Here is a 19,497-nt window from a genome sequence, read left to right on the forward strand (position 1 = left end):
TATTAATAGAACGCCTGGATACCGGTTTGCGCACGACCCAGAATCAGCGCGTGAACGTCGTGCGTGCCTTCGTAAGTGTTCACCACTTCCAGGTTCACGAGATGACGAGCGATGCCGAACTCATCGGAGATTCCATTGCCGCCCAGCATGTCCCGCGCCATGCGTGCGATATCCAGGGATTTGCCACAGGAGTTGCGCTTCATGATCGAGGTGATCTCAACTGCGGCCGTCCCCTCATCTTTCATACGACCCAGACGTAGGCATCCTTGCAAGGCGAGGGTGATTTCAGTCTGCATATCGGCCAATTTCTTCTGGATCAACTGATTGGCAGCCAAGGGACGACCGAACTGCTGCCGATCCAGTGTGTATTGGCGAGCGGTGTGCCAGCAGAATTCGGCGGCACCCAAGGCGCCCCAGGAAATGCCATAGCGCGCCGAGTTCAGACAGGTAAACGGCCCCTTCAGGCCACGCACATCCGGGAAGATGTTTTCTTCCGGAACGAACACGTTATCCATGACGATTTCGCCAGTGATCGACGCCCGCAACCCGACCTTGCCATGAATGGCCGGCGCACTCAGGCCCTTCCAGCCCTTCTCGAGAACGAAGCCCCGGATATCACCGGCGTCATCCTTGCCCCAGACAACAAATACGTCGGCGATCGGACTGTTGGTGATCCACATCTTGCTGCCCGTCAGGCTGTAGCCGCCTTCCACTTTGCGCGCACGAGTAATCATCGCGCCCGGGTCGGAACCATGGTTAGGCTCGGTAAGACCGAAGCAACCGATCCACTCGCCAGAGGCCAGCTTCGGCAGGTACTTCTGCTTTTGGGCCTCGGTGCCGAATTCATTGATCGGCACCATGACCAGCGAGGACTGCACGCTCATCATCGAGCGGTAGCCAGAATCGACGCGCTCCACTTCACGAGCGATCAGACCGTAGCTGACGTAGTTCAAGCCACTGCCGCCATATTGTTCTGGGATGGTTGCACCCAGCAGGCCCACTTCACCCATTTCACGGAAGATCGCCGGGTCGGTTTTTTCATGACGGAACGCTTCCAGTACTCGCGGCGCGAGCTTCTGTTGGGCGAACTGCTCGGCAGTGTCGCGGATCATGCGTTCTTCTTCGGTGAGTTGCTGGTCCAGCAACAATGGATCGATCCAGTTGAAGCTCGCTTTACCGGCCATGAAAGAGTCCTCGCCAATTAAATGAAAATCGTGGATTGATCCTAGGCGTCGTTTCCTACTAGGGCAAACGAGGATTACGCACGCTCTTGTGCTAATTTCTCACTCCGTAAACGCCAAAAACCCCGTCTATGCCTACGATGAGTGAGGTTGCCGTACATGCGCCGTAAAATCCCCAGCACCGCCGCCCTGATCAGTTTCGAGGCCGCCGCGCGCCACGAAAGTTTCACCAAGGCAGCGCAGGAGCTTTCTCTTACGCAAGGGGCTATTTGCCGACAGATTGCCAGCCTGGAAGACTTCCTCGGCGTGGAGCTGTTCCGACGCTCACGGCGCGGAGTCAAACTGACCGAGGCGGGCCTTTCCTACAGCCGCCGGGTTGCCACCCAACTGGACGCCGTCGAGCGCGATACTCTTTCGGTGATGGGGCACACCGGCGCGAACGTGATCGAGTTGGCTGTGGTGCCGACGTTCGGCACTCAGTGGCTATTGCCGCGCCTCAAGGATTTCCAGCAGCAGCATCCGGAAGTCACCGTCAATCTGACCAACCGCACGCGCCCCTTCCTCTTTGCCGACACAGATTTTGACGCGGCCATCTATTTCGGTGATGCGGACTGGTCCGGTACCGAATCCCACAAACTGATGGGCGAAAATCCGATGCCGGTTTGCAGCCCTGCCTTACTGGGCAACCAAAGCACCCTGACACCGCAAGCAATCGCCGAACTGCCCTTGCTCCAGCAGACCACTCGCCCCTATGCATGGCGTCAGTGGTTCAACTCACAAGCGCTCAACATTGCGCGAGACCTGACAGGCCCGCGTTATGAACTATTCTCCATGCTTGCCCAGGCGGCCATGCACGACATGGGGATCGCGTTGATCCCACCCTTTTTGATTCAGCGCGAGCTAGCAGAGAAACGCTTGGTCATTGCCAACCGCAACGCACTGTCGAGCATTAAGGCCTATTACCTGATGATTCCGGAGCGAAAGGTCGAATCCGCCTCTCTACGAGCCTTCCGCGACTGGCTAGTAAAACAGGCTATGGCCTATCGTCTTGATTAGAAAGGGAAATCAAAATTCATGACTTTGTAGTCACCCTGTATAAATCGCTACAGATATAAGTATTTGTCGCATTAAGCCAAACGGTTACGAAACCAGCACAAGCGTCCAATAACCGTTTAAATACGTGGCTTTGAGCCATATCGGAGCGCCCATGACAGCTCATTCATCTGACCGATGGAAAAGCTTACTGATTCGCCCGTAACACCCCTGTAACGCTTAGCCCTCAAGGTGTGCGCGTCAACAGTTGCGACATTCGGTCACAGGGTGACTTGTAGTTAATTTTCCGTCACCCGTCATAATTCCTTGAAGGGCTGAATTTTCGCCTGCAAAATGCCGCGCCCCGCCTGATTCGGCGGGATCGTGCTGATCGGCCGCCCCAGCCGCACCATCCGAAGTGCCTGGGTTTACTCAATAAGATCACGCAGGAGATTTGACGTGCACATTGGTGTTCCTCTCGAAACCCAGACGGGTGAAACACGGGTTGCTGCAACCCCGGAAACCATCAAGAAGCTGATCGGCCAGGGCCATAAAGTCACTGTTCAGAGCGGCGCCGGCATCAAAGCCAGCGTTATCGACAGTGCTTATGAAGCCGCAGGCGCAACCATTGGCAGCGCCAGTGATGCGTTCGGGGCCGAACTGATCCTCAAGGTGGTCGCCCCCAGCGACAGCGAGCTGACGCTGATCAAGAGCGGCACCGTTCTGGTGGGCATGCTCAATCCGTTCAATAACGAAACCATCGCCAAACTGGCCGAACGCGGGATTACCGCGTTCGCCCTCGAGGCCGCCCCACGTACCTCCCGCGCCCAGAGCCTGGATGTGCTGTCGTCTCAAGCGAACATTGCCGGCTATAAAGCCGTCCTGCTTGCTGCCCACTACTATCCACGCTTCATGCCGATGCTGATGACCGCTGCGGGTACCGTGAAAGCGGCGCGCGTGCTGATTCTCGGTGCTGGCGTGGCCGGGCTGCAGGCGATTGCCACGGCCAAGCGCCTGGGCGCTGTGATTGAGGCTTCGGACGTACGTCCGGCGGTGAAGGAACAAATCGAATCCCTGGGCGCCAAGTTCGTCGATGTGCCTTATGAAACCGACGAAGAGCGTGAATGCGCCGTCGGTGTCGGCGGCTACGCCCGACCCATGCCCGCCAGCTGGATGCAGCGCCAGGCCCAGGCCGTGCACGAGCGCGCCAAACAGGCTGACATCGTCATCACGACTGCGCTGATTCCAGGGCGCAAGGCACCGACATTGCTGAGCGCCGAAACGGTGGCGCAGATGAAGCCCGGCTCGGTGGTCATCGACCTCGCAGCCGCCCAGGGCGGCAATTGCCCGCTGACCGTGGCCGATCAGGTCGTTATCGAGAACGGCGTCACCATCGCCGGTCCGACCAACCTGGCCGGTGAAGTCGCGGCCGATGCCTCGGCACTGTACGCCCGCAACCTGCTGGACTTCCTGAAGCTGGTCTTCACCAAGGAAGGTCAGTTCGACGTGAACCTGGAAGACGACATTGTCGCCGCGTGCCTGATGTGCCGCGACGGCCAAGTCATCCGCAAAAACGCCTAAGCAGGGATTCAGACAATGGAAGAGCTCATCTCCCCCGGTATCTACAACCTGATCATCTTCGTGCTGGCGATTTATGTCGGTTACCACGTGGTCTGGAACGTGACACCTGCACTGCACACGCCGTTGATGGCGGTAACCAACGCCATTTCGGCAATCGTGATCGTTGGCGCCATGCTCGCCGCCGCGCTGACCGTGACACCGCTGGGCAAGACCATGGGCACCCTCGCCGTGGCCCTGGCCGCGGTGAACGTGTTCGGCGGCTTCCTGGTGACGCGCCGCATGCTTGAGATGTTCAAGAAAAAAGCCCCGAAAGCCGTAAAAGAAGAGGCGCCCAAGTAATGAGCATGAACCTGGTAACGACGCTCTACCTGATCGCGTCGATCTGCTTCATCCAGGCCCTCAAGGGCCTGTCGCACCCCACCACGTCCCGCCGTGGCAACCTGTTCGGCATGCTCGGCATGGCGTTGGCGGTGCTCACCACCGTGGGCCTCATCTATAAGCTCGGCGCTGAGCTCGCGACAGCGGGCATCGGTTACGTGATTGTCGGCCTGCTTATCGGCGGCACCGCCGGCTCGATCATGGCCAAGCGCGTCGAGATGACCAAGATGCCGGAACTGGTGGCGTTCATGCACAGCATGATCGGCCTGGCCGCGGTATTCATCGCCATTGCCGCAGTCGTCGAGCCGCAGTCCCTGGGCATCGTCAAACAGTTGGGGGATTCAATCCCGGCCGGTAACCGTCTGGAACTGTTCCTCGGCGCCGCCATTGGTGCGATCACCTTCTCCGGTTCGGTGATTGCGTTCGGCAAGCTCTCGGGCAAGTACAAGTTCCGCCTGTTCCAAGGCGCACCGGTACAGTTCGGCGGCCAACACAAGCTCAACCTGATTCTGGGCCTGGCGACGCTGGGCCTGGGCCTGACCTTCATGATCACTGGCAACCTTGGTGCGTTCGCCCTGATGCTGGCCCTGGCGTTCGTGCTGGGCGTGCTGATCATCATCCCGATCGGCGGTGCAGACATGCCGGTCGTGGTGTCGATGCTCAACAGCTATTCGGGCTGGGCTGCAGCCGGTATCGGTTTCTCGCTGAACAACTCAATGCTGATCATCGCAGGCTCTTTGGTGGGATCGAGCGGTGCGATCCTCTCGTACATCATGTGCAAGGCGATGAACCGCTCGTTCTTCAACGTCCTGCTCGGCGGCTTTGGCAACAGCGCCGAAGCGGCTGGCCCGGCTGGCTCGAAAGAAGCCCGCCCGGTGAAATCCGGTTCGGCTGACGATGCGACCTTCCTGCTGACCAACGCCGACACGGTGATCATCGTGCCGGGCTATGGCCTGGCCGTGGCGCGGGCGCAGCATGCACTCAAAGAGCTGACCGAGAAGCTGACCCACCGCGGCGTGACCGTTAAATACGCGATCCACCCGGTAGCCGGTCGCATGCCCGGGCACATGAACGTGCTGCTGGCCGAGGCCGAAGTGCCGTACGACCAGGTGTTCGAAATGGAGGACATCAACTCCGAATTCGGCCAGGCCGACGTGGTCCTGGTGCTCGGCGCCAACGACGTGGTCAACCCGGCGGCCAAGAACGATCCGAAATCGCCGATTGCCGGCATGCCGATCCTCGAAGCCTTCAAAGCCAAGACCATCATCGTCAACAAACGCTCGATGGCCAGCGGCTACGCCGGCCTGGACAACGAGCTGTTCTACCTCGACAAGACCATGATGGTGTTCGGTGACGCCAAGAAGGTCATCGAAGACATGGTCAAAGCGGTGGAATAACGATCACCGCTTCGTCACTAACGCCCCGCCTTGTCGGGGCGTTTTGATTTGCATCAAGGCAAAACGTTACCGATTCGGTAACAATGTTTTGCCTGGAACGCCCGTAATAGATGCCTCAAATGCGACTTTTGTAGCGGGACGGACGCGAAGGGAATTCACTAGACTGCGCATCCCTGCTTCCAGCCCGAGATAACACTCTATGTACCGTGATCGCATCCGCCTGCCTTGGTTGTTGGATAAAGTGATGAGCGCTGCTGAAGCAGCCTTGTTTATTCAGGACGGCATGACCGTCGGCATGAGTGGCTTTACCCGTGCCGGTGAAGCAAAAGCGGTACCCCACGCCCTGGCCGAACGCGCCAAAGTCACCCCGCTGAAAATCAGCCTGATGACCGGTGCGAGCCTGGGTAATGACCTCGACAAGGAACTCACCGAAGCCGGCGTACTGGCACGCCGCATGCCCTTCCAGGTCGACAGCACACTGCGCAAGGCGATCAACGCTGGCAAAGTGATGTTCATTGACCAGCACCTGTCGGAAACCGTCGAGCAACTGCGCAACGGCCAGCTCAAGCTGCCCGATATCGCAGTGATCGAAGCGGTGGCCATCACCGAGCAAGGCCATATCGTGCCGACCACCTCGGTGGGTAACTCGGCCAGTTTTGCGATTTTCGCCAAACAGGTAATCATTGAAATCAACATGGCCCACAACCCCGACCTGGAAGGGCTGCACGACATCTATATCCCGACCTATCGCCCGACCCGCACGCCGATTCCCCTGGTGAAGGTCGACGACCGTATCGGAAGCACCGCTATCCCGATCCCGCCGGAAAAAATTGTCGCCATTGTTATTACCAACCAACCGGATTCGTCTTCGACAGTCATGGCACCGGACAGTGACACCCAGGCGATTGCCGATCATTTGATCGATTTCTTCAAGCAGGAAGTCGCAGCTGGGCGCATGACCAATAAGTTGGGGCCGTTGCAGGCCGGTATCGGCAACATCGCCAACGCCGTGATGTGCGGGCTGATCGACTCCCCCTTCGAAGACCTGACCATGTATTCCGAGGTCCTGCAGGACTCCACGTTCGACCTGATCGACGCCGGCAAACTGAGCTTTGCCTCTGGCAGCTCCATCACGTTGTCGAGTCGACGCAATGCTGACGTCTTCGGAAACCTGGAAAGGTATAAGGACAAACTGGTCCTGCGCCCGCAGGAAATTTCCAACCACCCTGAGGTGGTACGTCGCCTGGGCATCATTGCCATCAACACTGCGCTGGAATTCGACTTGTACGGCAACGTCAACTCCACCCATATCTGTGGCACGCGGATGATGAACGGCATCGGCGGCTCGGGGGACTTCGCCCGAAATGCGCACCTGGCCATTTTCGTCACCAAGTCGATCGCCAAAGGGGGGACGATTTCCAGTGTCGTGCCGATGGTCAGCCATGTGGACCATACCGAGCACGATGTCGACATCCTGGTGACCGAGATCGGTCTGGCCGACTTACGGGGCCTGGCGCCACGGGAGCGGGCACGGGTGGTCATCGACAATTGCGTGCACCCGTCCTATCGCCAGGCGCTGAGTGAGTATTTTGAAGCAGCGTGCGCCTTGGGTGGACATACGCCGCACATCCTGCGCGATGCACTGAGCTGGCACCTGAACCTGGAAGAAACCGGGCGCATGTTGTCAGTTTGATACAGCTGGATCGCCGGTGTTGCAGCTACAGTTTTGGTTAAGCGAGCAATTCGAGCCAGCCATGACAAAAACTGTACTGCTGTACCGGTGTTTTCTTACAGTCTTTTCCCACATAACTTCTCCTAAACCTCTAAATTGCACCATTACAGTGCTGATAGGTACAGTTGCCTCAATATCGACCAGTACACCGCTCTTTAACAGTTAACTGGTCTCTCACAATACAGGTGAACTGTATCTAGAGAGACTGGCCAAACGAGAGGATCATGGGCACCAGTCAAACCACTACCTAATCCCGCCACAAGCGGAAGGATGTCAACCATGGAACGTACACTCAGTTCCGAGCTGTTTTTCGAAGACAACGCTGCAAAAAACCAGGCTTCCATGCCTCTTCGCGTTATCGCTAACCTGATGTTGTGGCAGCGCCGCATCGCCAGCCGTCACCAACTGGCTCGTCTTGATTCGCGCCTGCTGGCTGATGCCGGTATCAGCGAAGCACAACGCTACGAAGAGCTGAGCAAGCCGTTCTGGCGCTAACTCAGCGTCGCTGGCCCTGACCCACCGGGTCCACCGCCAGCACCGAATTGAACAAGCAAAACCCGTCGCGGGAAACCGCGACGGGTTTTGTCGTTTCAGCGGCGTGGTTTTGCGGTAAAAAACCACACCAATAACAGTTTTAAATTACTTAACATTCAACCAGTACAGTTTTTCTGATATCGCTGATAAACAGCACATGAGCATTCCAAGGCTGTCAGCTGACGCGTTCTGACCTAATATCGGAGCGAACGTGGCGAAACGAGTCGAGCATGCGTCTTCTCTTCCAGCTACACGCACCGGCATCCCCTCACTATTCAAGGAACTCCATCATGATCCGTCTTCGTCTGCTCAGCGCTGCCGCCCTGCTGGCCGTAGCCGCCCAGTCCAATGCCAGCAGCTTTATTGTCACCACCGACTCCCTTGTGGGTGCACTCAAGGGCACATCCGACGCCACCTCGGATGCGACTTCGTCGCTGCGGGACAACAAAGTCGTTCAGGCCGCCCGGGACGACGCCGCCAGCTTCGTGGCCAGCGAAGGCGTCATTCGCGGCGTGAAACTGGAAAGCGCCCTGGATTACATCCGCCAGCAAGCACCACAACTGAACGCCACCGATGCGCAACTGGCTCAAGCCATCCTGGCGATCTGATCCAAACATGAAACATCGGGCCGCCAATGGTGTTCCGATGTTTCAGCGCTGGCTCTGCCCCGGAAGTTTGCGCTAGCCTTCAGGCTCGCCATCAACCGTCGAGTCCCATGCGTTTTTACTCAGATCTGTTCATCGCGCTTTTCTTCATTGCCTTTTGCTGGTCCGTTCCGGCCCATGCCTTCGATGTGTCCACCCAGCAAGTGGTGGTCAGCGGCTATGCCACGACCATGGTGACCTCCGCGCCCTTCGACCATAAACTGATCGCCGCCGCTCACGATGACGCTGCGGCATTCATTGCCAGCGACGGGCAACTGCGAGGTGCGCAACTGGAGTCGGCCCTGGATTATCTACGCCGGACCCAACCAAAACTTCGCGTCAGCGACCTTGAACTGGCACAGGCAATTCTCGTCCAATAGTTATCTTTATTCTCTGGAGTCGTTCCATGCGTAGCCCGCTGATTGCTGCCGCCCTTGGCCTGCTGTTGTTGGCCGATGTGGCCCAGGCACATACCCTGGTAGCCACCAGTAACATCATCGTTCGTGCCTCTCAGCGCACGATTGATTTCACTTCCGACACCACCACGTCCATCCGTGATTCGAAAGTCGTCCGTGAAGCCCATGACGATGCGGCCAGCTTCGTCGCCAGCAACGGTGAAATTCGTGGCGCTCATCTCGAGGCCGCCTTCGACACCTTGCGCACTCGCGTGCCAGAAGCCCGCGACGCCAGTGACCAGGTTCTCGCCGAAGCCATCCTCGCACTGTGAGGCGGTTTGCCGCCTGGCTGACGGCCGGGGTCGTGCTGCTCATGGGCGGCACCGCCCAGGCCGGCCTGCAACTACACCTCATCAGCGAAGGGCTGAGCCCGGCGCAACAGCAGGCCAGCCAGGCGTTGCTCGATGAAGCCATGCAGGCTCTGCCGCCACGCTTCATCGAGCGACTGGACCGACGCATCGATGTCGGCTGGACCGACCAGATGCCCGCCAATGCCTATGGCCAGGCTTCACTGGTGTCGGAGCTGGACCTCAATAGCAACCTGCTCGACAGCCTCACTGACGGCAGCGCTGCCACGCAAAAGACTCAACGCCCCCACGGCACCGTGCGGCGGGAAATGCTTGCCACGGTCCTCCACGAACTGACCCACATTTATGACCGCTCGCGTCTATGGCCGGATGCCGAGCGCACGCTGATCCAGCGTTGTACCCAACGCATCAGCAGCGTCGGACAGATCGGCCTTCCCGATCAATGCCGAGGCGAGAATGACCGTCGTTTCACCCTCAGTGATGATCCACGCTTGCTGGACCTCGCTGGCTGGCCGCAATACGTTGGCCGTCGCGGTGAACGGGAACAGCACAACCGCCAGGTCGCCCGCAGCCCGGACCTTTACGAGACCAGCAGCCCCAAGGAGTTTGTCGCGGTCAACATGGAGTACTTTCTCCTGGACCCGAGCTACGCCTGTCGACGGCCCGCACTGTATCGCTATTACCAGGAACACTTCGGCTGGGCACCCGCGGCCAAGGACACCTGCGCCAAATCGTTCGCCTTCCTCAACGCCGGCAACGACTTCGCCAAGACGCCACTGGGCAAGGTCGACCCAGAGCGGGTTTATGCCATTGATTACCTGTTGGCCGAAGCCAACCAGAACTGGGTCAGCCGCTGGGGCCATAGCATGCTGCGGCTGGTGATCTGTGCCCCGGGCCGCCCGCGTGGGCCGGATTGCCGGCTGGATCTGGATCAACACCTGGTGCTGTCGTACCGCGCCTTCGTGGGCGATGTGCAGTTGTCGAGCTGGGACGGGCTGGTGGGCAAATACCCCTCGCGCCTGTTCGTACTGCCGCTGGCCCAGGTGATCGACGAATACACCAAGACTGAATTGCGCAGCCTGGCGTCGGTGCCGCTGAACCTGTCCCGCACCGAGATCGAGGAGACGGTCGAACACGCCGCCGAAATGCACTGGAGCTATGACGGCAACTATTACTTCCTGTCCAATAACTGCGCGGTGGAGAGCTTGAAACTGCTACGCAGCGGCAGCAATAACGCGCAGCTCAAGGGCCTGGACAGCATCATGCCCAACGGTTTGCTGGAAGTGCTCAAGGGCCGGGGCCTGGCGGATACCAGCGTGCTTGATGATCCCAAAGAAGCCCTGCGCCTGGGCTACCGCTTTGACTCATTTCGCGACCGATATCAGGCCATGTTCGACGTGCTGAAGAAGCACCTGCCCATCAAGCAACAAACAGTGGAAGACTGGCTGGCCCTGAATGCCGCCGAACGCCGCGTCTGGTTCGCACAAGCCGACCTGCGCACCAGTGCAGCATTGCTGCTGCTGGAGCAGGCCAGCTATCGCCGACAGTTGTTGCTGGCTCAGGATGAAGTCAAACAGCGTTACCTCGGGGCCCGTGAATTGCAGAACGGTGGCATGGAAAGGGCCAACGCGACGCTGCAGCAGATCCTCGCCAACAGCGGTTTCCTGAGCCGCCCCGCCGAGTTGCTGGGCAGCAGCGGTTATGGGTTGCCACAGCCCAGCGAGTGGCAGCGACTGGAATCGGAAAGCAGCTCGCGCCAGAAACAGCTGCAGACGCTGACAGGTGATCTGGATAAAGAAGTCAGGGCGTTGCTTGAGCCGAGCCGTGCGGCTGAAATAGCCGCGAGTGAGGCCAACGTCAAAGAGCTCGGCGAGCATCTGCGCAAACTGCACAAGGCGTCTGGTGGGTTGGAGTTACCTTGATCCCAGGCCACAAGAGCCAGGCCCCAGAAATCAACCGTCTACCATTTCATGCACAACAAAAAGGGGTTCAGAACCAAGTTCTGAACCCCTTTTTTGTTACTGGCGGACTGAATCAGGATTCAGCTGACGCGCGCCTTCCGTACGCCGTCGGCCAGGGCCGCGCAGAGGCTCAACACCCCGTCGATCGCCTGTTCCGACGTCTGCGCGCTGGCGATATGGTCGATCAGCGCCGAGCCGACGACTACCCCATCGGCCAACCGTGCAATGGCGGCAGCTTGCTCTGGCGTACGAATGCCGAAACCGATGCTGATCGGCAAATCGGTGTGCCGCCGCAGACGCGCCACGGCTTCTTCGACATGTTCCAGTGTCGCAGCGCCGGCGCCGGTCACACCCGCCACCGACACGTAATACACAAAGCCTGAACTGCCGTTGAGCACAGTCGGCAAACGCACGTCATCAGTGGTTGGCGTGGTCAGGCGGATGAAGTCCAGACCGGCAGCCTGGGCCGGTTCGCACAGCTCACTGTTGTGCTCGGGCGGCATGTCCACAACGATCAGGCCATCAACGCCAGAATCCAGCGCCTCACCGATGAAACGCTGCACGCCATAGCGATGAATTGGGTTGAAGTACCCCATCAGCACCAGCGGCGTCTGGGTATTGCTTTCACGGAACTCGCGAACCATCTGCAGGGTTTTCGCCAGGTTCTGCTGGGCACCCAAAGCACGGATGTTCGCCAGCTGGATCGCCGGGCCGTCGGCCATCGGATCGGTGAACGGCATGCCCAACTCAATCACATCGGCACCGGCCGCCGGCAGGCCCTTGAGGATCGCCAGCGAGGTGTCGTAGTTCGGGTCGCCGGCAGTGACAAATGTCACCAGGGCGGCACGGTTCTGTTCCTTGAGTTCGGCAAAACGGGTTTGCAGGCGGCTCATCAGTGTTTCTCCTGCTGGGATTGTTCCATGTGGTGCATCACGGTTTGCATGTCTTTGTCGCCACGGCCAGACAGGTTGACCACCATCAGGTGATCTTTCGGCAGGTTAGGTGCGCGTTTGAACACTTCAGCCAAGGCATGGGCGCTTTCCAGTGCAGGAATAATCCCTTCCAGGCGACAGCATTTGTGAAAGGCGTCCAGAGCTTCGGCATCGGTTACCGAGGTGTACTGGACACGACCAATGTCGTGCAACCAGGCGTGTTCCGGGCCGATACCCGGGTAATCGAGGCCAGCGGAAATCGAATGGGCATCGATGATCTGACCGTCCTCGTCCTGCAACAGGAACGTGCGGTTACCGTGCAGTACGCCCGGGACGCCGCCGTTCAGGCTCGCCGCATGCTTACCCGTCTCGATGCCGTAGCCTGCGGCTTCGACACCGATGATTTCGACGCTCTTGTCGTCCAGGAATGGATGGAACAGGCCCATGGCGTTGGAGCCGCCGCCGATGCACGCCACCAGGCTGTCCGGCAGACGACCTTCCTGGGCTTGCAGTTGGTCGCGGGTTTCCTTGCCGATCACGGCCTGGAAGTCGCGAACCATGGCCGGGTATGGGTGCGGGCCAGCCACGGTGCCGATCAAGTAGAACGTGCTATCCACGTTGGTCACCCAGTCGCGCAGGGCCTCGTTCATGGCATCTTTCAGGGTGCCGGTGCCGGCGACCACCGGGATCACCTCAGCGCCCAGCAGCTTCATGCGGAACACGTTGGCTTGCTGACGCTCGATGTCGGTGGTGCCCATGTAGATCACACAATCCAGACCGAAACGTGCGGCCACAGTGGCGGTGGCCACGCCGTGCATGCCGGCGCCGGTCTCGGCGATGATGCGTTTTTTGCCCATGCGCCGCGCCAGCAGGATCTGGCCGATGCAGTTGTTGATCTTGTGCGCGCCGGTGTGGTTCAGCTCTTCGCGCTTGAGATAAATCTTGGCGCCGCCGCAGTATTCGGTCAGGCGCTCGGCGAAATAGAGCGGGCTCGGACGACCGACATAGTCGCGCTGGAAGTAGGCCAACTCCTCGATGAACGCAGGATCTTCCTTCGCCACTTCGTATTCGCGGGCCAGATCAAGGATCAGCGGCATCAGGGTTTCGGCCACATAACGGCCGCCAAATGCACCGAACAGCCCATTGGCATCGGGGCCACTGCGCAGGTTGAAAGGGGTCGTAGACTGGGTCATCGGGGCGCTCCAGGGGAATGCGTAGAAAGACAATGACGCTCACTCTACCCCTGACATCCTGCGCTGAAAACCGATAAGATCGCCGTAACCTGTCAGGAAAACTCACAGATAACATGAGCCATGACCTTCCCCCGCTCAACGCCTTGCGCGCGTTTGAGGCCACCGCCCGCCTGAACAGCGTAAGCCAGGCGGCCGAGCAACTACACGTTACCCATGGTGCCGTCAGCCGCCAACTGAAGGTGCTGGAAGAACACTTGGGCGTCAGCCTGTTCATCAAGGATGGACGCGGCCTGAAACTCACAGATGCAGGCTTGCGCCTGCGTGACGCCAGCACCGACGCCTTTGAGCGGTTACGCACCGTTTGCGCGGAGCTGACGCAAAGCACGGCAGACGCGCCGTTCGTGTTGGGGTGCTCGGGAAGCCTGTTGGCGCGGTGGTTTATTCCCCGTTTGGGCAGGCTCAACGCCGACCTGCCGGATCTACGCTTGCACCTGTCCGCCGGTGAAGGCGATCTGGATCCCCGGCGACCCGGGCTGGATGCTTTGCTGGTGTTCGCCGAGCCACCCTGGCCGGCAGACATGCAAGTTTATGAACTGGCCAGCGAGCGGATTGGCCCGGTGATGAGCCCGCATTACGCCGGTTTCGCTCGTCTGCAAAACGCACCGGCCAATGCGCTGCTGGGCGAGGCGCTGCTGCATACCACGTCACGCCCCCAGGCCTGGCCGACCTGGGCACGGCAAAACGCCCTTGAACCCCAGGCATTGAAGTTTGGGCAAGGGTTTGAGCATTTGTATTATTTGCTTGAGGCCGCCGTAGCCGGCCTGGGCGTGGCAATCGCCCCCGAGCCGTTGGTGGCCGAAGACGTGCGCGCCGGCCGCCTGGTCGCGCCGTGGGGTTTCGATGAAACCCCGGCGCAACTGGCGTTGTGGCTACCCAAGCGCGCCGCGGACGGACGCGCTCGGCAATTGGCGCAGTGGCTCAGGCATGAGCTGAGCCAATCGGCTCAGTCACCGCGTTTGCACAGCAAATAAGCGGCCAGCAAACCAATTGCCCCGACCGCGACACCGGCTGTGGTCCAAGGGTGTTCCTGAGCGTAATCGCGTGTGGCGAGCCCGGTTTCACGGGTTTTCACCTTGACCTCTTCATACGCATCGCTGAGCAGATGCCGAGAATGTTTCAGAGCACTTTCTGCGTTGGCCTTGAGCGTCTTGAGGGTCTTACGCGACTCGTCCGAAGCATCGTCTTTCAGGCTTTCCAACGACTTGAGCAGACTCTCGATCTCCGCTTCCATGCTTTGCAACGAGGCTTTACGTAACGAATTGCTGGCCATGGTGGCTCTCTCCTGCAGTGGTTGAGTGGCGTGTGTGAATTGGGACTGCGGTCGTTTCTGAAAGTGCAGTAAATCTGAACTTCAAAGCGCAAACGGCACCACACGTAAGGCGAAAAATCGCTGCTAGGCTATTAAAAAAACCAAGGAGAACGTCATGAGTGATCATCACACGTACAAAAAAGTCGAGCTGGTCGGTTCGTCTCCCACCAGCATTGAAGACGCCATCAACAATGCCTTGGCCGAGGCCAGCAAAAGCCTCAAGCATCTGGAATGGTTCGAAGTCACGGAAACCCGCGGGCATATCGAAAATGGCCGGGCCGCGCACTTTCAGGTGACCATAAAAGTCGGGTTTCGGATTGTTAATAGCTGAGGAGCAGTGAACTTGCACGCTGGCGGAGTGCCATAGGGAATGGCGATGCGCTATGGTATGTGCGCATTAAAGCCTGTCGATACCTGCCCTATTTGATCCGACCAAGGAGTGCGAGCGATGAAAAAGTTGATGGTGGCCCTGGGTTTGCTGAGCCTTGCGGGTGGTGCATTTGCGGCCGGCAAGCCCTGCGAAGAGCTGAAAAGCGAAATCGCAGCAAAAATTGATGCCAAAGGTGCGTCAGGCTATTCACTGGAGATTGTCGATAAAGGCGCAGCTGCTGACGGAAAAGTCGTCGGCACTTGCGAGGGCGCCGCGAAGGAAATCGTCTACAAACGCTGACCCCTTCGTACGTCAAAGCCGACGCAATGCGTCGGCTTTTTTATGAGCGCGATTCAGCCTTTCATGACCTGCGCCAGCAACTCATAAGAGTGCAAGCGATCCGCGTGTTCATACAGATCGCTGGTGAAGATCAACTCATCGGCCTGGGTCTGCTCAATCAGCACCTCAAGCTTGGCGCGAATCTTCTGCGGACTGCCGACCATCGCCAGGCCCAGGAAGTCGCCAACCGCTTCTTTCTCATGGGGCAGCCAAAGACCGTTCATGGTTTCGACCGGCGGACGCTGCACCAGGCTCTGGCCGCGCATCAGCGCCAGGATCCGCTGATACACCGAGGTCGCCAGATAATCGGCCTGCTCGTCGGTGTCCGCCGCCACCAGCGGCACACCGAGCATCACATAAGGTTTATCGAGCACCGCCGAGGGCTTGAAGTGGTTGCGGTAGACGCGGATCGCCTCGTGCATATAGCGCGGTGCGAAATGGGAGGCGAAGGCGTAGGGCAAACCGCGCTCACCGGCCAATTGCGCACTGAACAGGCTCGACCCCAGCAGCCACACCGGTACATTGGTCCCGGTGCCGGGCATGGCGATGATGCGCTGATCCGGTGTCCGTGGGCCGAGGTAGCGCATCAGTTCGGCCACGTCTTCGGGGAAGTCGTCTGCACTGCCGGAGCGCTCGCGCCGCAGGGCTCGGGCGGTCATCTGATCGGAGCCGGGCGCGCGCCCCAACCCCAGATCGATTCGACCGGGAAAGAGGTTCTCCAGCGTGCCGAACTGTTCGGCGATGATCAACGGCGCATGGTTGGGCAACATCACCCCGCCGGAGCCGACACGAATGGTCGAAGTGCCCCCCGCCAGATAACCCAGCAGCACCGCGGTCGCCGAGCTGGCGATGCCATCCATGTTGTGGTGCTCGGCCACCCAGAAGCGGGTGTAGCCGTATTTTTCCACGTGCTGCGCCAGGTCTAGGGAGTTGCGCAACGACTGGGCGGCGTTGCCGTCCGCGCGAACAGGCACGAGGTCGAGGGTTGAGAATTTCACTTCGGACAGCTGTTTCATGGGCCGGCATCTCCAACGGACGTGCGGCTTTTCCTACGAGCAAAAGCCTGCCGTTTCTATAGGTGTGTTCCATGCAATGTGGGCATATACCCGAGTTTCAATAGCTGCAACGAATTTTCCTACTAAATTGGTCGACTAATCGACAGGGTGAACTTTATCGGGCGGTCTATCCTCACAACCCTGACAGACAAAAACACCAGGCGCGACTCTCGCGCCGGATTGAGGAGGCAGACATGGCTATCGTTAAGAAAGCATCGGCTCACTGGGAAGGTGACCTGAAAACCGGACTCGGCTCCATCTCTACGGAGACCGGTGTACTGCGCGAAGCACCCTATGGCTTCAAGGCACGCTTTGAAGGCGGCAAGGGCACCAACCCCGAAGAGCTGATCGGCGCGGCCCATGCGGGCTGCTTTTCCATGGCCTTTTCGATGATCCTTGGCGATGCAGGGTTGAAGGCCGACAGCATCGATACCAGCGCGGAGGTGACCCTGGACCAGGTTGAGGGCGGCTTTGCGATTACAGCCGTAAAGCTGATTCTCAAGGCGAAGATCCCCGGCGCCAGCCAAGCGCAGTTCGAAGAACTGAGTAACAACGCCAAGGAAGGTTGCCCGGTTTCCAAAGTGCTGAATGCCAACATCACATTGGAGGCGACGTTGGTGAGCTAATGCGATACCGATCACAGCCTTCAACGACGGCTGCAGGCTGTGATCTGTTTACCCACAAACAATTGTGGTCGAATGCAAGTCTGCAGTTTCAGCGCACAGGCAGTGCGCGCTGCAATGAGGAAGTCGAGCATGAAACGATTTGCCCTGGCGTTCATCGGTTGCGCATTGGCCACATCAGCCCTCGCAGCACCCAAATCCTGTGAAGAACTGAAAGCGGAAATCGAAGCGAAGATCCAGGCGAATAACGTGTCGTCCTACACGCTGGAAATTGTCACCAATGACGAAGTCCACGACCAGAACATGGTGGTTGGCACCTGCGAATACGGCTCGAAGAAAATCATCTACCAGAAGAACGACCGCTAAGCATCACTAAGGTACGCAATTGACTTGCCGTTCTTCGGCAACGATCTCGCGCTTGGCGTTATAGAGCCGGGCGCTTGGGGTGAACGCCAGGTTGCGCGCCTCCAGACGATACCGCTGGCCAGCCTCGAAATGGTCGTAACGCACGATCATGTAGCACAGTCGCTCTTGCGGGTCGGTCTGCATGCCCAACCCGCCACCGCTAAAAACCTCAAAGTCGAAGCGCACTTTCAGTTCATGGCTGCCCGGCGAAACCTGAAAGAACCGTCCGTCGCGCAGTCGCTGGCCATCCAGGCTCTCAGCCATCAGCACTTTGCCCCCCGGCGTGGGAGTAGCAAAATCGACCCAGGCCATGTTCGGATCGACTTGGGGCGGCGGGTTCGATGCACAACCGCTCATGGAGACGAATGCCAGCAACAACAGATGTAAGCGCATGGTGGACTTCCTGAGGTCAGGTTCTGAGCATAGCGCCTATCAGCTTTGCTGGCAGCCCGCTGGCGTGCCTTGTCCCACCACGTTTCGCTGTTGGTCATAAAGCTTGGCCCACGGCCGGAAACCAATGTTGCCGGCCTGTAACTGATACCGCTGGCCTGCGTTGAAGTCCTTGAATTTCACGTTCAACCGGCAATCACGCCACAGTGGCTCGGCATCCGGACCGATGTTGCCGGGCTCGACGGCAAATTGATAACGCACCGTCAGCTCATGGCTACCGGGTTGCACTTCGAAATAACGTCGGTCGACGGACGTTTTATCGTCGACTTCCAGCGCTTGCAGCGCCGTGTCCTGATGGCTTCCCAGGTCGATCCACGCTTGCGACGGATCAGGGTCAGGCAAACCGGCACACCCGGTCAGTAGCAACAGGCCACTTGTCAGCATCAACACGCGCATAGCAAAGCTCCAGGCAGGCGGGATAGTCTTGTGGGCAGACTTTCCCAGGGTGATTCCAATTGATCAGGCCGCGTTCAAGCCATCGGTTACTCGACCGTGTTTTCAGAATTTTGTTTCCAGCCCTCCTGCTTTTGTTACTCAACGGTTGCGCAAGCGTCAGCTATTACAGCCAACTCGTCGGCGGACAGGTGCGACTGCTGCAGGCCCGGGAGCCTGTCGACCAAGTCATTGCCGACCCCAGCCGCGATCCCCAACTGCGCGCGCATTTGACCCAAGCGCGCGAGGCCCGGGTGTTCGCCAGTTCACACCTGCACCTGCCAGACAATAAAAGCTACCGCCTGTATGCGGACATTGGCCGACCGTTCGTAGTCTGGAATGTCTTCGCCACGGCAGAGTTTTCCCTGGCGCCGCAAAGCCACTGTTTTCCGATCGCCGGTTGCGTGGCTTATCGCGGCTTCTACAGCCAGAGCGCCGCCCGTGGCGAGGCGGCGTTGCAGCGCTTGCGAGGCATGGATGTGGCGATTGGCGGCGTGGAGGCTTACTCGACGTTGGGCTGGTTCAACGACCCGATCATGAGCTCGATGATGCATTGGGGTGACGAGCGCCTGGCGACGCTGATTTTTCATGAACTGGCGCACCAGCGGTTTTATGTAAAGGACGACACGGAATTCAACGAGTCCTTTGCCAACTTCGTCGAACAGGAAGGCACCCGGCAATGGCGCGCCAGCCGCGGGCTGCCGCCGGATAACGGCAAACCGATGCGTCAGCGCGATCAGCTCATCCAGCTGATCCTCGACACTCGCCAGCGCCTGGAAAAACTCTACAGCCAGCCCCTGCCGGCCGAACAAATGCGCCAGCGCAAGGCACAGGAATTCGAACGCCTGCGCACCGACTATGAGCAACTGCGCGACACCCAGTGGGCAGGCGACAAACACTACGATGCCTGGATCTACGCGCCACTGAACAACGCGCGGCTATTGCCATTCGGCCTGTATGACCAGTGGGTGCCGGCGTTTGCGCAATTGTTCCGGCAGGCGGGTGGGGATTGGGTTGCGTTTTATGCCGCGGTGGAAAAGCTAGGCAGGTTACCGGTTGATCAGCGCAAAGCGGAACTTAGGGTGTTGGCCCACGCCAAGACTTCTGGTGATTGAGCGGGCCTGCT

At 59.1% G+C, this 19,497-nt stretch carries 23 protein-coding genes; 16 read left to right on the forward strand and 7 right to left on the reverse strand.

From position 1 onward, the window contains the following. Positions 1-2: 2 nt before the first annotated feature. Positions 3-1,184, reverse strand: coding sequence for an acyl-CoA dehydrogenase (locus ACA047_RS28820; protein ID WP_014335919.1), 1,182 nt, complete (start codon positions 1,182-1,184; stop codon positions 3-5). A 156-nt stretch (positions 1,185-1,340) separates the two neighbouring features. Here ACA047_RS28820 and ACA047_RS28825 point away from each other — a divergent pair, with 156 nt between their 5' ends. The 10 genes from ACA047_RS28825 to ACA047_RS28870 all read left to right on the forward strand — a co-directional run bounded on the left by ACA047_RS28825 (position 1,341) and on the right by ACA047_RS28870 (position 11,164). Further along, the gene (locus ACA047_RS28825; protein WP_497355277.1) at positions 1,341-2,237 is read left to right on the forward strand and encodes a LysR family transcriptional regulator; all 897 of its coding nucleotides are present in this window, start codon (positions 1,341-1,343) and stop codon (positions 2,235-2,237) included. A 435-nt stretch (positions 2,238-2,672) separates the two neighbouring features. After that, positions 2,673-3,794 carry a Re/Si-specific NAD(P)(+) transhydrogenase subunit alpha gene (locus ACA047_RS28830; RefSeq protein ID WP_186708188.1) on the forward strand — a complete coding sequence of 374 codons (1,122 nt, stop codon included), beginning with the start codon at positions 2,673-2,675 and terminating at the stop codon, positions 3,792-3,794. Between the two features lie 15 nt (positions 3,795-3,809). Beyond that, on the forward strand, positions 3,810-4,133 hold the full coding sequence (locus ACA047_RS28835; RefSeq protein ID WP_003187010.1) for an NAD(P) transhydrogenase subunit alpha part 2: 324 nt from the start codon (positions 3,810-3,812) through the stop codon (positions 4,131-4,133). Further along, positions 4,133-5,569, forward strand: coding sequence for an NAD(P)(+) transhydrogenase (Re/Si-specific) subunit beta (locus ACA047_RS28840; protein WP_497355280.1), 1,437 nt, complete (start codon positions 4,133-4,135; stop codon positions 5,567-5,569). Before ACA047_RS28835 ends, ACA047_RS28840 begins: the two co-directional genes overlap by 1 nt. A 199-nt stretch (positions 5,570-5,768) precedes the next feature. Beyond that, positions 5,769-7,262 carry a succinyl-CoA:acetate CoA-transferase ScpC gene (gene scpC / locus ACA047_RS28845; protein ID WP_497355282.1) on the forward strand — a complete coding sequence of 498 codons (1,494 nt, stop codon included), beginning with the start codon at positions 5,769-5,771 and terminating at the stop codon, positions 7,260-7,262. A 318-nt stretch (positions 7,263-7,580) separates the two neighbouring features. Beyond that, positions 7,581-7,796, forward strand: a complete 216-nt coding sequence (locus ACA047_RS28850) for a DUF1127 domain-containing protein (RefSeq protein ID WP_497355284.1) — start codon at positions 7,581-7,583, stop codon at positions 7,794-7,796. A gap of 329 nt (positions 7,797-8,125) precedes the next feature. Then, on the forward strand, positions 8,126-8,443 hold the full coding sequence (locus tag ACA047_RS28855; protein WP_497355286.1) for a DUF2388 domain-containing protein: 318 nt from the start codon (positions 8,126-8,128) through the stop codon (positions 8,441-8,443). Between the two features lie 107 nt (positions 8,444-8,550). Then, on the forward strand, positions 8,551-8,859 hold the full coding sequence (locus ACA047_RS28860) for a DUF2388 domain-containing protein (RefSeq protein WP_497355288.1): 309 nt from the start codon (positions 8,551-8,553) through the stop codon (positions 8,857-8,859). A gap of 26 nt (positions 8,860-8,885) precedes the next feature. Beyond that, positions 8,886-9,206, forward strand: coding sequence for a DUF2388 domain-containing protein (locus ACA047_RS28865; protein ID WP_497355290.1), 321 nt, complete (start codon positions 8,886-8,888; stop codon positions 9,204-9,206). Beyond that, positions 9,203-11,164 carry a DUF7844 domain-containing protein gene (locus tag ACA047_RS28870; RefSeq protein ID WP_497355292.1) on the forward strand — a complete coding sequence of 654 codons (1,962 nt, stop codon included), beginning with the start codon at positions 9,203-9,205 and terminating at the stop codon, positions 11,162-11,164. The genes ACA047_RS28865 and ACA047_RS28870 overlap by 4 nt, the downstream gene beginning before the upstream one ends. 119 nt (positions 11,165-11,283) lie before the next feature. Here ACA047_RS28870 and trpA read toward each other — a convergent pair whose 3' ends face one another. Continuing rightward, complete coding sequence (gene trpA / locus ACA047_RS28875) at positions 11,284-12,096, reverse strand: tryptophan synthase subunit alpha (RefSeq protein ID WP_497355294.1); 813 nt, start codon at positions 12,094-12,096, stop codon at positions 11,284-11,286. Next, positions 12,096-13,328: a tryptophan synthase subunit beta gene (trpB, locus tag ACA047_RS28880; protein WP_497355296.1), complete on the reverse strand. Its 1,233-nt coding sequence runs from the start codon at positions 13,326-13,328 to the stop codon at positions 12,096-12,098. Before trpB ends, trpA begins: the two co-directional genes overlap by 1 nt. A 113-nt stretch (positions 13,329-13,441) precedes the next feature. Here trpB and ACA047_RS28885 point away from each other — a divergent pair, with 113 nt between their 5' ends. After that, the gene (locus ACA047_RS28885) at positions 13,442-14,359 is read left to right on the forward strand and encodes a LysR family transcriptional regulator (protein ID WP_497355298.1); all 918 of its coding nucleotides are present in this window, start codon (positions 13,442-13,444) and stop codon (positions 14,357-14,359) included. Here the strand turns inward: ACA047_RS28885 and ACA047_RS28890 are convergent. Then, positions 14,332-14,658 (reverse strand): ElaB/YgaM/YqjD family protein, encoded by a 327-nt coding sequence (locus tag ACA047_RS28890; protein ID WP_042730550.1) that lies wholly within the window; start codon positions 14,656-14,658, stop codon positions 14,332-14,334. The two genes, ACA047_RS28885 and ACA047_RS28890, sit on opposite strands and share 28 nt — an antisense overlap. A gap of 154 nt (positions 14,659-14,812) precedes the next feature. On the opposite strand from ACA047_RS28890, the gene ACA047_RS28895 reads away from it, so the two are divergent. Then, entirely contained in the window at positions 14,813-15,028 is a 216-nt protein-coding gene (locus tag ACA047_RS28895) for a dodecin (RefSeq protein ID WP_497355300.1), read from the forward strand. A 117-nt stretch (positions 15,029-15,145) separates the two neighbouring features. After that, positions 15,146-15,367: a DUF1161 domain-containing protein gene (locus ACA047_RS28900; protein ID WP_497355302.1), complete on the forward strand. Its 222-nt coding sequence runs from the start codon at positions 15,146-15,148 to the stop codon at positions 15,365-15,367. 53 nt (positions 15,368-15,420) lie between these two features. On the opposite strand, the gene ACA047_RS28905 is transcribed toward ACA047_RS28900, so the two are convergent. Then, positions 15,421-16,422 carry an LLM class flavin-dependent oxidoreductase gene (locus ACA047_RS28905; protein WP_497355304.1) on the reverse strand — a complete coding sequence of 334 codons (1,002 nt, stop codon included), beginning with the start codon at positions 16,420-16,422 and terminating at the stop codon, positions 15,421-15,423. 233 nt (positions 16,423-16,655) lie between these two features. On the opposite strand from ACA047_RS28905, the gene ACA047_RS28910 reads away from it, so the two are divergent. Next, a complete protein-coding gene (locus tag ACA047_RS28910) occupies positions 16,656-17,087 on the forward strand; it encodes an OsmC family protein (RefSeq protein WP_497355306.1) in 432 nt (143 codons plus the stop codon). Between the two features lie 129 nt (positions 17,088-17,216). Beyond that, entirely contained in the window at positions 17,217-17,450 is a 234-nt protein-coding gene (locus ACA047_RS28915) for a DUF1161 domain-containing protein (protein ID WP_497355308.1), read from the forward strand. Between the two features lie 6 nt (positions 17,451-17,456). Here ACA047_RS28915 and ACA047_RS28920 read toward each other — a convergent pair whose 3' ends face one another. Together ACA047_RS28920 and ACA047_RS28925 are read right to left on the reverse strand one after the other, a co-directional pair. Then, a complete protein-coding gene (locus tag ACA047_RS28920) occupies positions 17,457-17,882 on the reverse strand; it encodes a PA0061/PA0062 family lipoprotein (RefSeq protein ID WP_497355310.1) in 426 nt (141 codons plus the stop codon). A gap of 39 nt (positions 17,883-17,921) precedes the next feature. Continuing rightward, positions 17,922-18,335 (reverse strand): PA0061/PA0062 family lipoprotein, encoded by a 414-nt coding sequence (locus ACA047_RS28925; protein WP_497355312.1) that lies wholly within the window; start codon positions 18,333-18,335, stop codon positions 17,922-17,924. A gap of 59 nt (positions 18,336-18,394) precedes the next feature. Here ACA047_RS28925 and ACA047_RS28930 point away from each other — a divergent pair, with 59 nt between their 5' ends. After that, positions 18,395-19,486, forward strand: a complete 1,092-nt coding sequence (locus tag ACA047_RS28930; protein WP_497355314.1) for an aminopeptidase — start codon at positions 18,395-18,397, stop codon at positions 19,484-19,486. Positions 19,487-19,497 lie beyond the last annotated feature (11 nt).

Source organism: Pseudomonas sp. LBUM1664 (assembly GCF_059695895.1).

Excerpts from the sequence above, each read along its gene's own strand:
- ACA047_RS28820 (WP_014335919.1), bottom strand. The coding sequence starts at position 1,184 with ATGGCCGGTAAAGCGAGCTTCAACTGGATCGATCCATTGTTGCTGGAC.
- ACA047_RS28920 (WP_497355310.1), bottom strand. The coding sequence starts at position 17,882 with ATGCGCTTACATCTGTTGTTGCTGGCATTCGTCTCCATGAGCGGTTGT.
- ACA047_RS28895 (WP_497355300.1), top strand. The coding sequence starts at position 14,813 with ATGAGTGATCATCACACGTACAAAAAAGTCGAGCTGGTCGGTTCGTCT.
- ACA047_RS28865 (WP_497355290.1), top strand. The coding sequence starts at position 8,886 with ATGCGTAGCCCGCTGATTGCTGCCGCCCTTGGCCTGCTGTTGTTGGCC.
- ACA047_RS28850 (WP_497355284.1), top strand. The coding sequence starts at position 7,581 with ATGGAACGTACACTCAGTTCCGAGCTGTTTTTCGAAGACAACGCTGCA.
- ACA047_RS28860 (WP_497355288.1), top strand. The coding sequence starts at position 8,551 with ATGCGTTTTTACTCAGATCTGTTCATCGCGCTTTTCTTCATTGCCTTT.
- ACA047_RS28915 (WP_497355308.1), top strand. The coding sequence starts at position 17,217 with ATGAAACGATTTGCCCTGGCGTTCATCGGTTGCGCATTGGCCACATCA.
- ACA047_RS28835 (WP_003187010.1), top strand. The coding sequence starts at position 3,810 with ATGGAAGAGCTCATCTCCCCCGGTATCTACAACCTGATCATCTTCGTG.
- ACA047_RS28900 (WP_497355302.1), top strand. The coding sequence starts at position 15,146 with ATGAAAAAGTTGATGGTGGCCCTGGGTTTGCTGAGCCTTGCGGGTGGT.
- scpC (WP_497355282.1), top strand. The coding sequence starts at position 5,769 with ATGTACCGTGATCGCATCCGCCTGCCTTGGTTGTTGGATAAAGTGATG.
- trpB (WP_497355296.1), bottom strand. The coding sequence starts at position 13,328 with ATGACCCAGTCTACGACCCCTTTCAACCTGCGCAGTGGCCCCGATGCC.
- ACA047_RS28925 (WP_497355312.1), bottom strand. The coding sequence starts at position 18,335 with ATGCGCGTGTTGATGCTGACAAGTGGCCTGTTGCTACTGACCGGGTGT.
- ACA047_RS28885 (WP_497355298.1), top strand. The coding sequence starts at position 13,442 with ATGAGCCATGACCTTCCCCCGCTCAACGCCTTGCGCGCGTTTGAGGCC.
- ACA047_RS28890 (WP_042730550.1), bottom strand. The coding sequence starts at position 14,658 with ATGGCCAGCAATTCGTTACGTAAAGCCTCGTTGCAAAGCATGGAAGCG.
- ACA047_RS28825 (WP_497355277.1), top strand. The coding sequence starts at position 1,341 with ATGCGCCGTAAAATCCCCAGCACCGCCGCCCTGATCAGTTTCGAGGCC.
- ACA047_RS28840 (WP_497355280.1), top strand. The coding sequence starts at position 4,133 with ATGAGCATGAACCTGGTAACGACGCTCTACCTGATCGCGTCGATCTGC.
- ACA047_RS28855 (WP_497355286.1), top strand. The coding sequence starts at position 8,126 with ATGATCCGTCTTCGTCTGCTCAGCGCTGCCGCCCTGCTGGCCGTAGCC.
- ACA047_RS28905 (WP_497355304.1), bottom strand. The coding sequence starts at position 16,422 with ATGAAACAGCTGTCCGAAGTGAAATTCTCAACCCTCGACCTCGTGCCT.
- ACA047_RS28910 (WP_497355306.1), top strand. The coding sequence starts at position 16,656 with ATGGCTATCGTTAAGAAAGCATCGGCTCACTGGGAAGGTGACCTGAAA.
- trpA (WP_497355294.1), bottom strand. The coding sequence starts at position 12,096 with ATGAGCCGCCTGCAAACCCGTTTTGCCGAACTCAAGGAACAGAACCGT.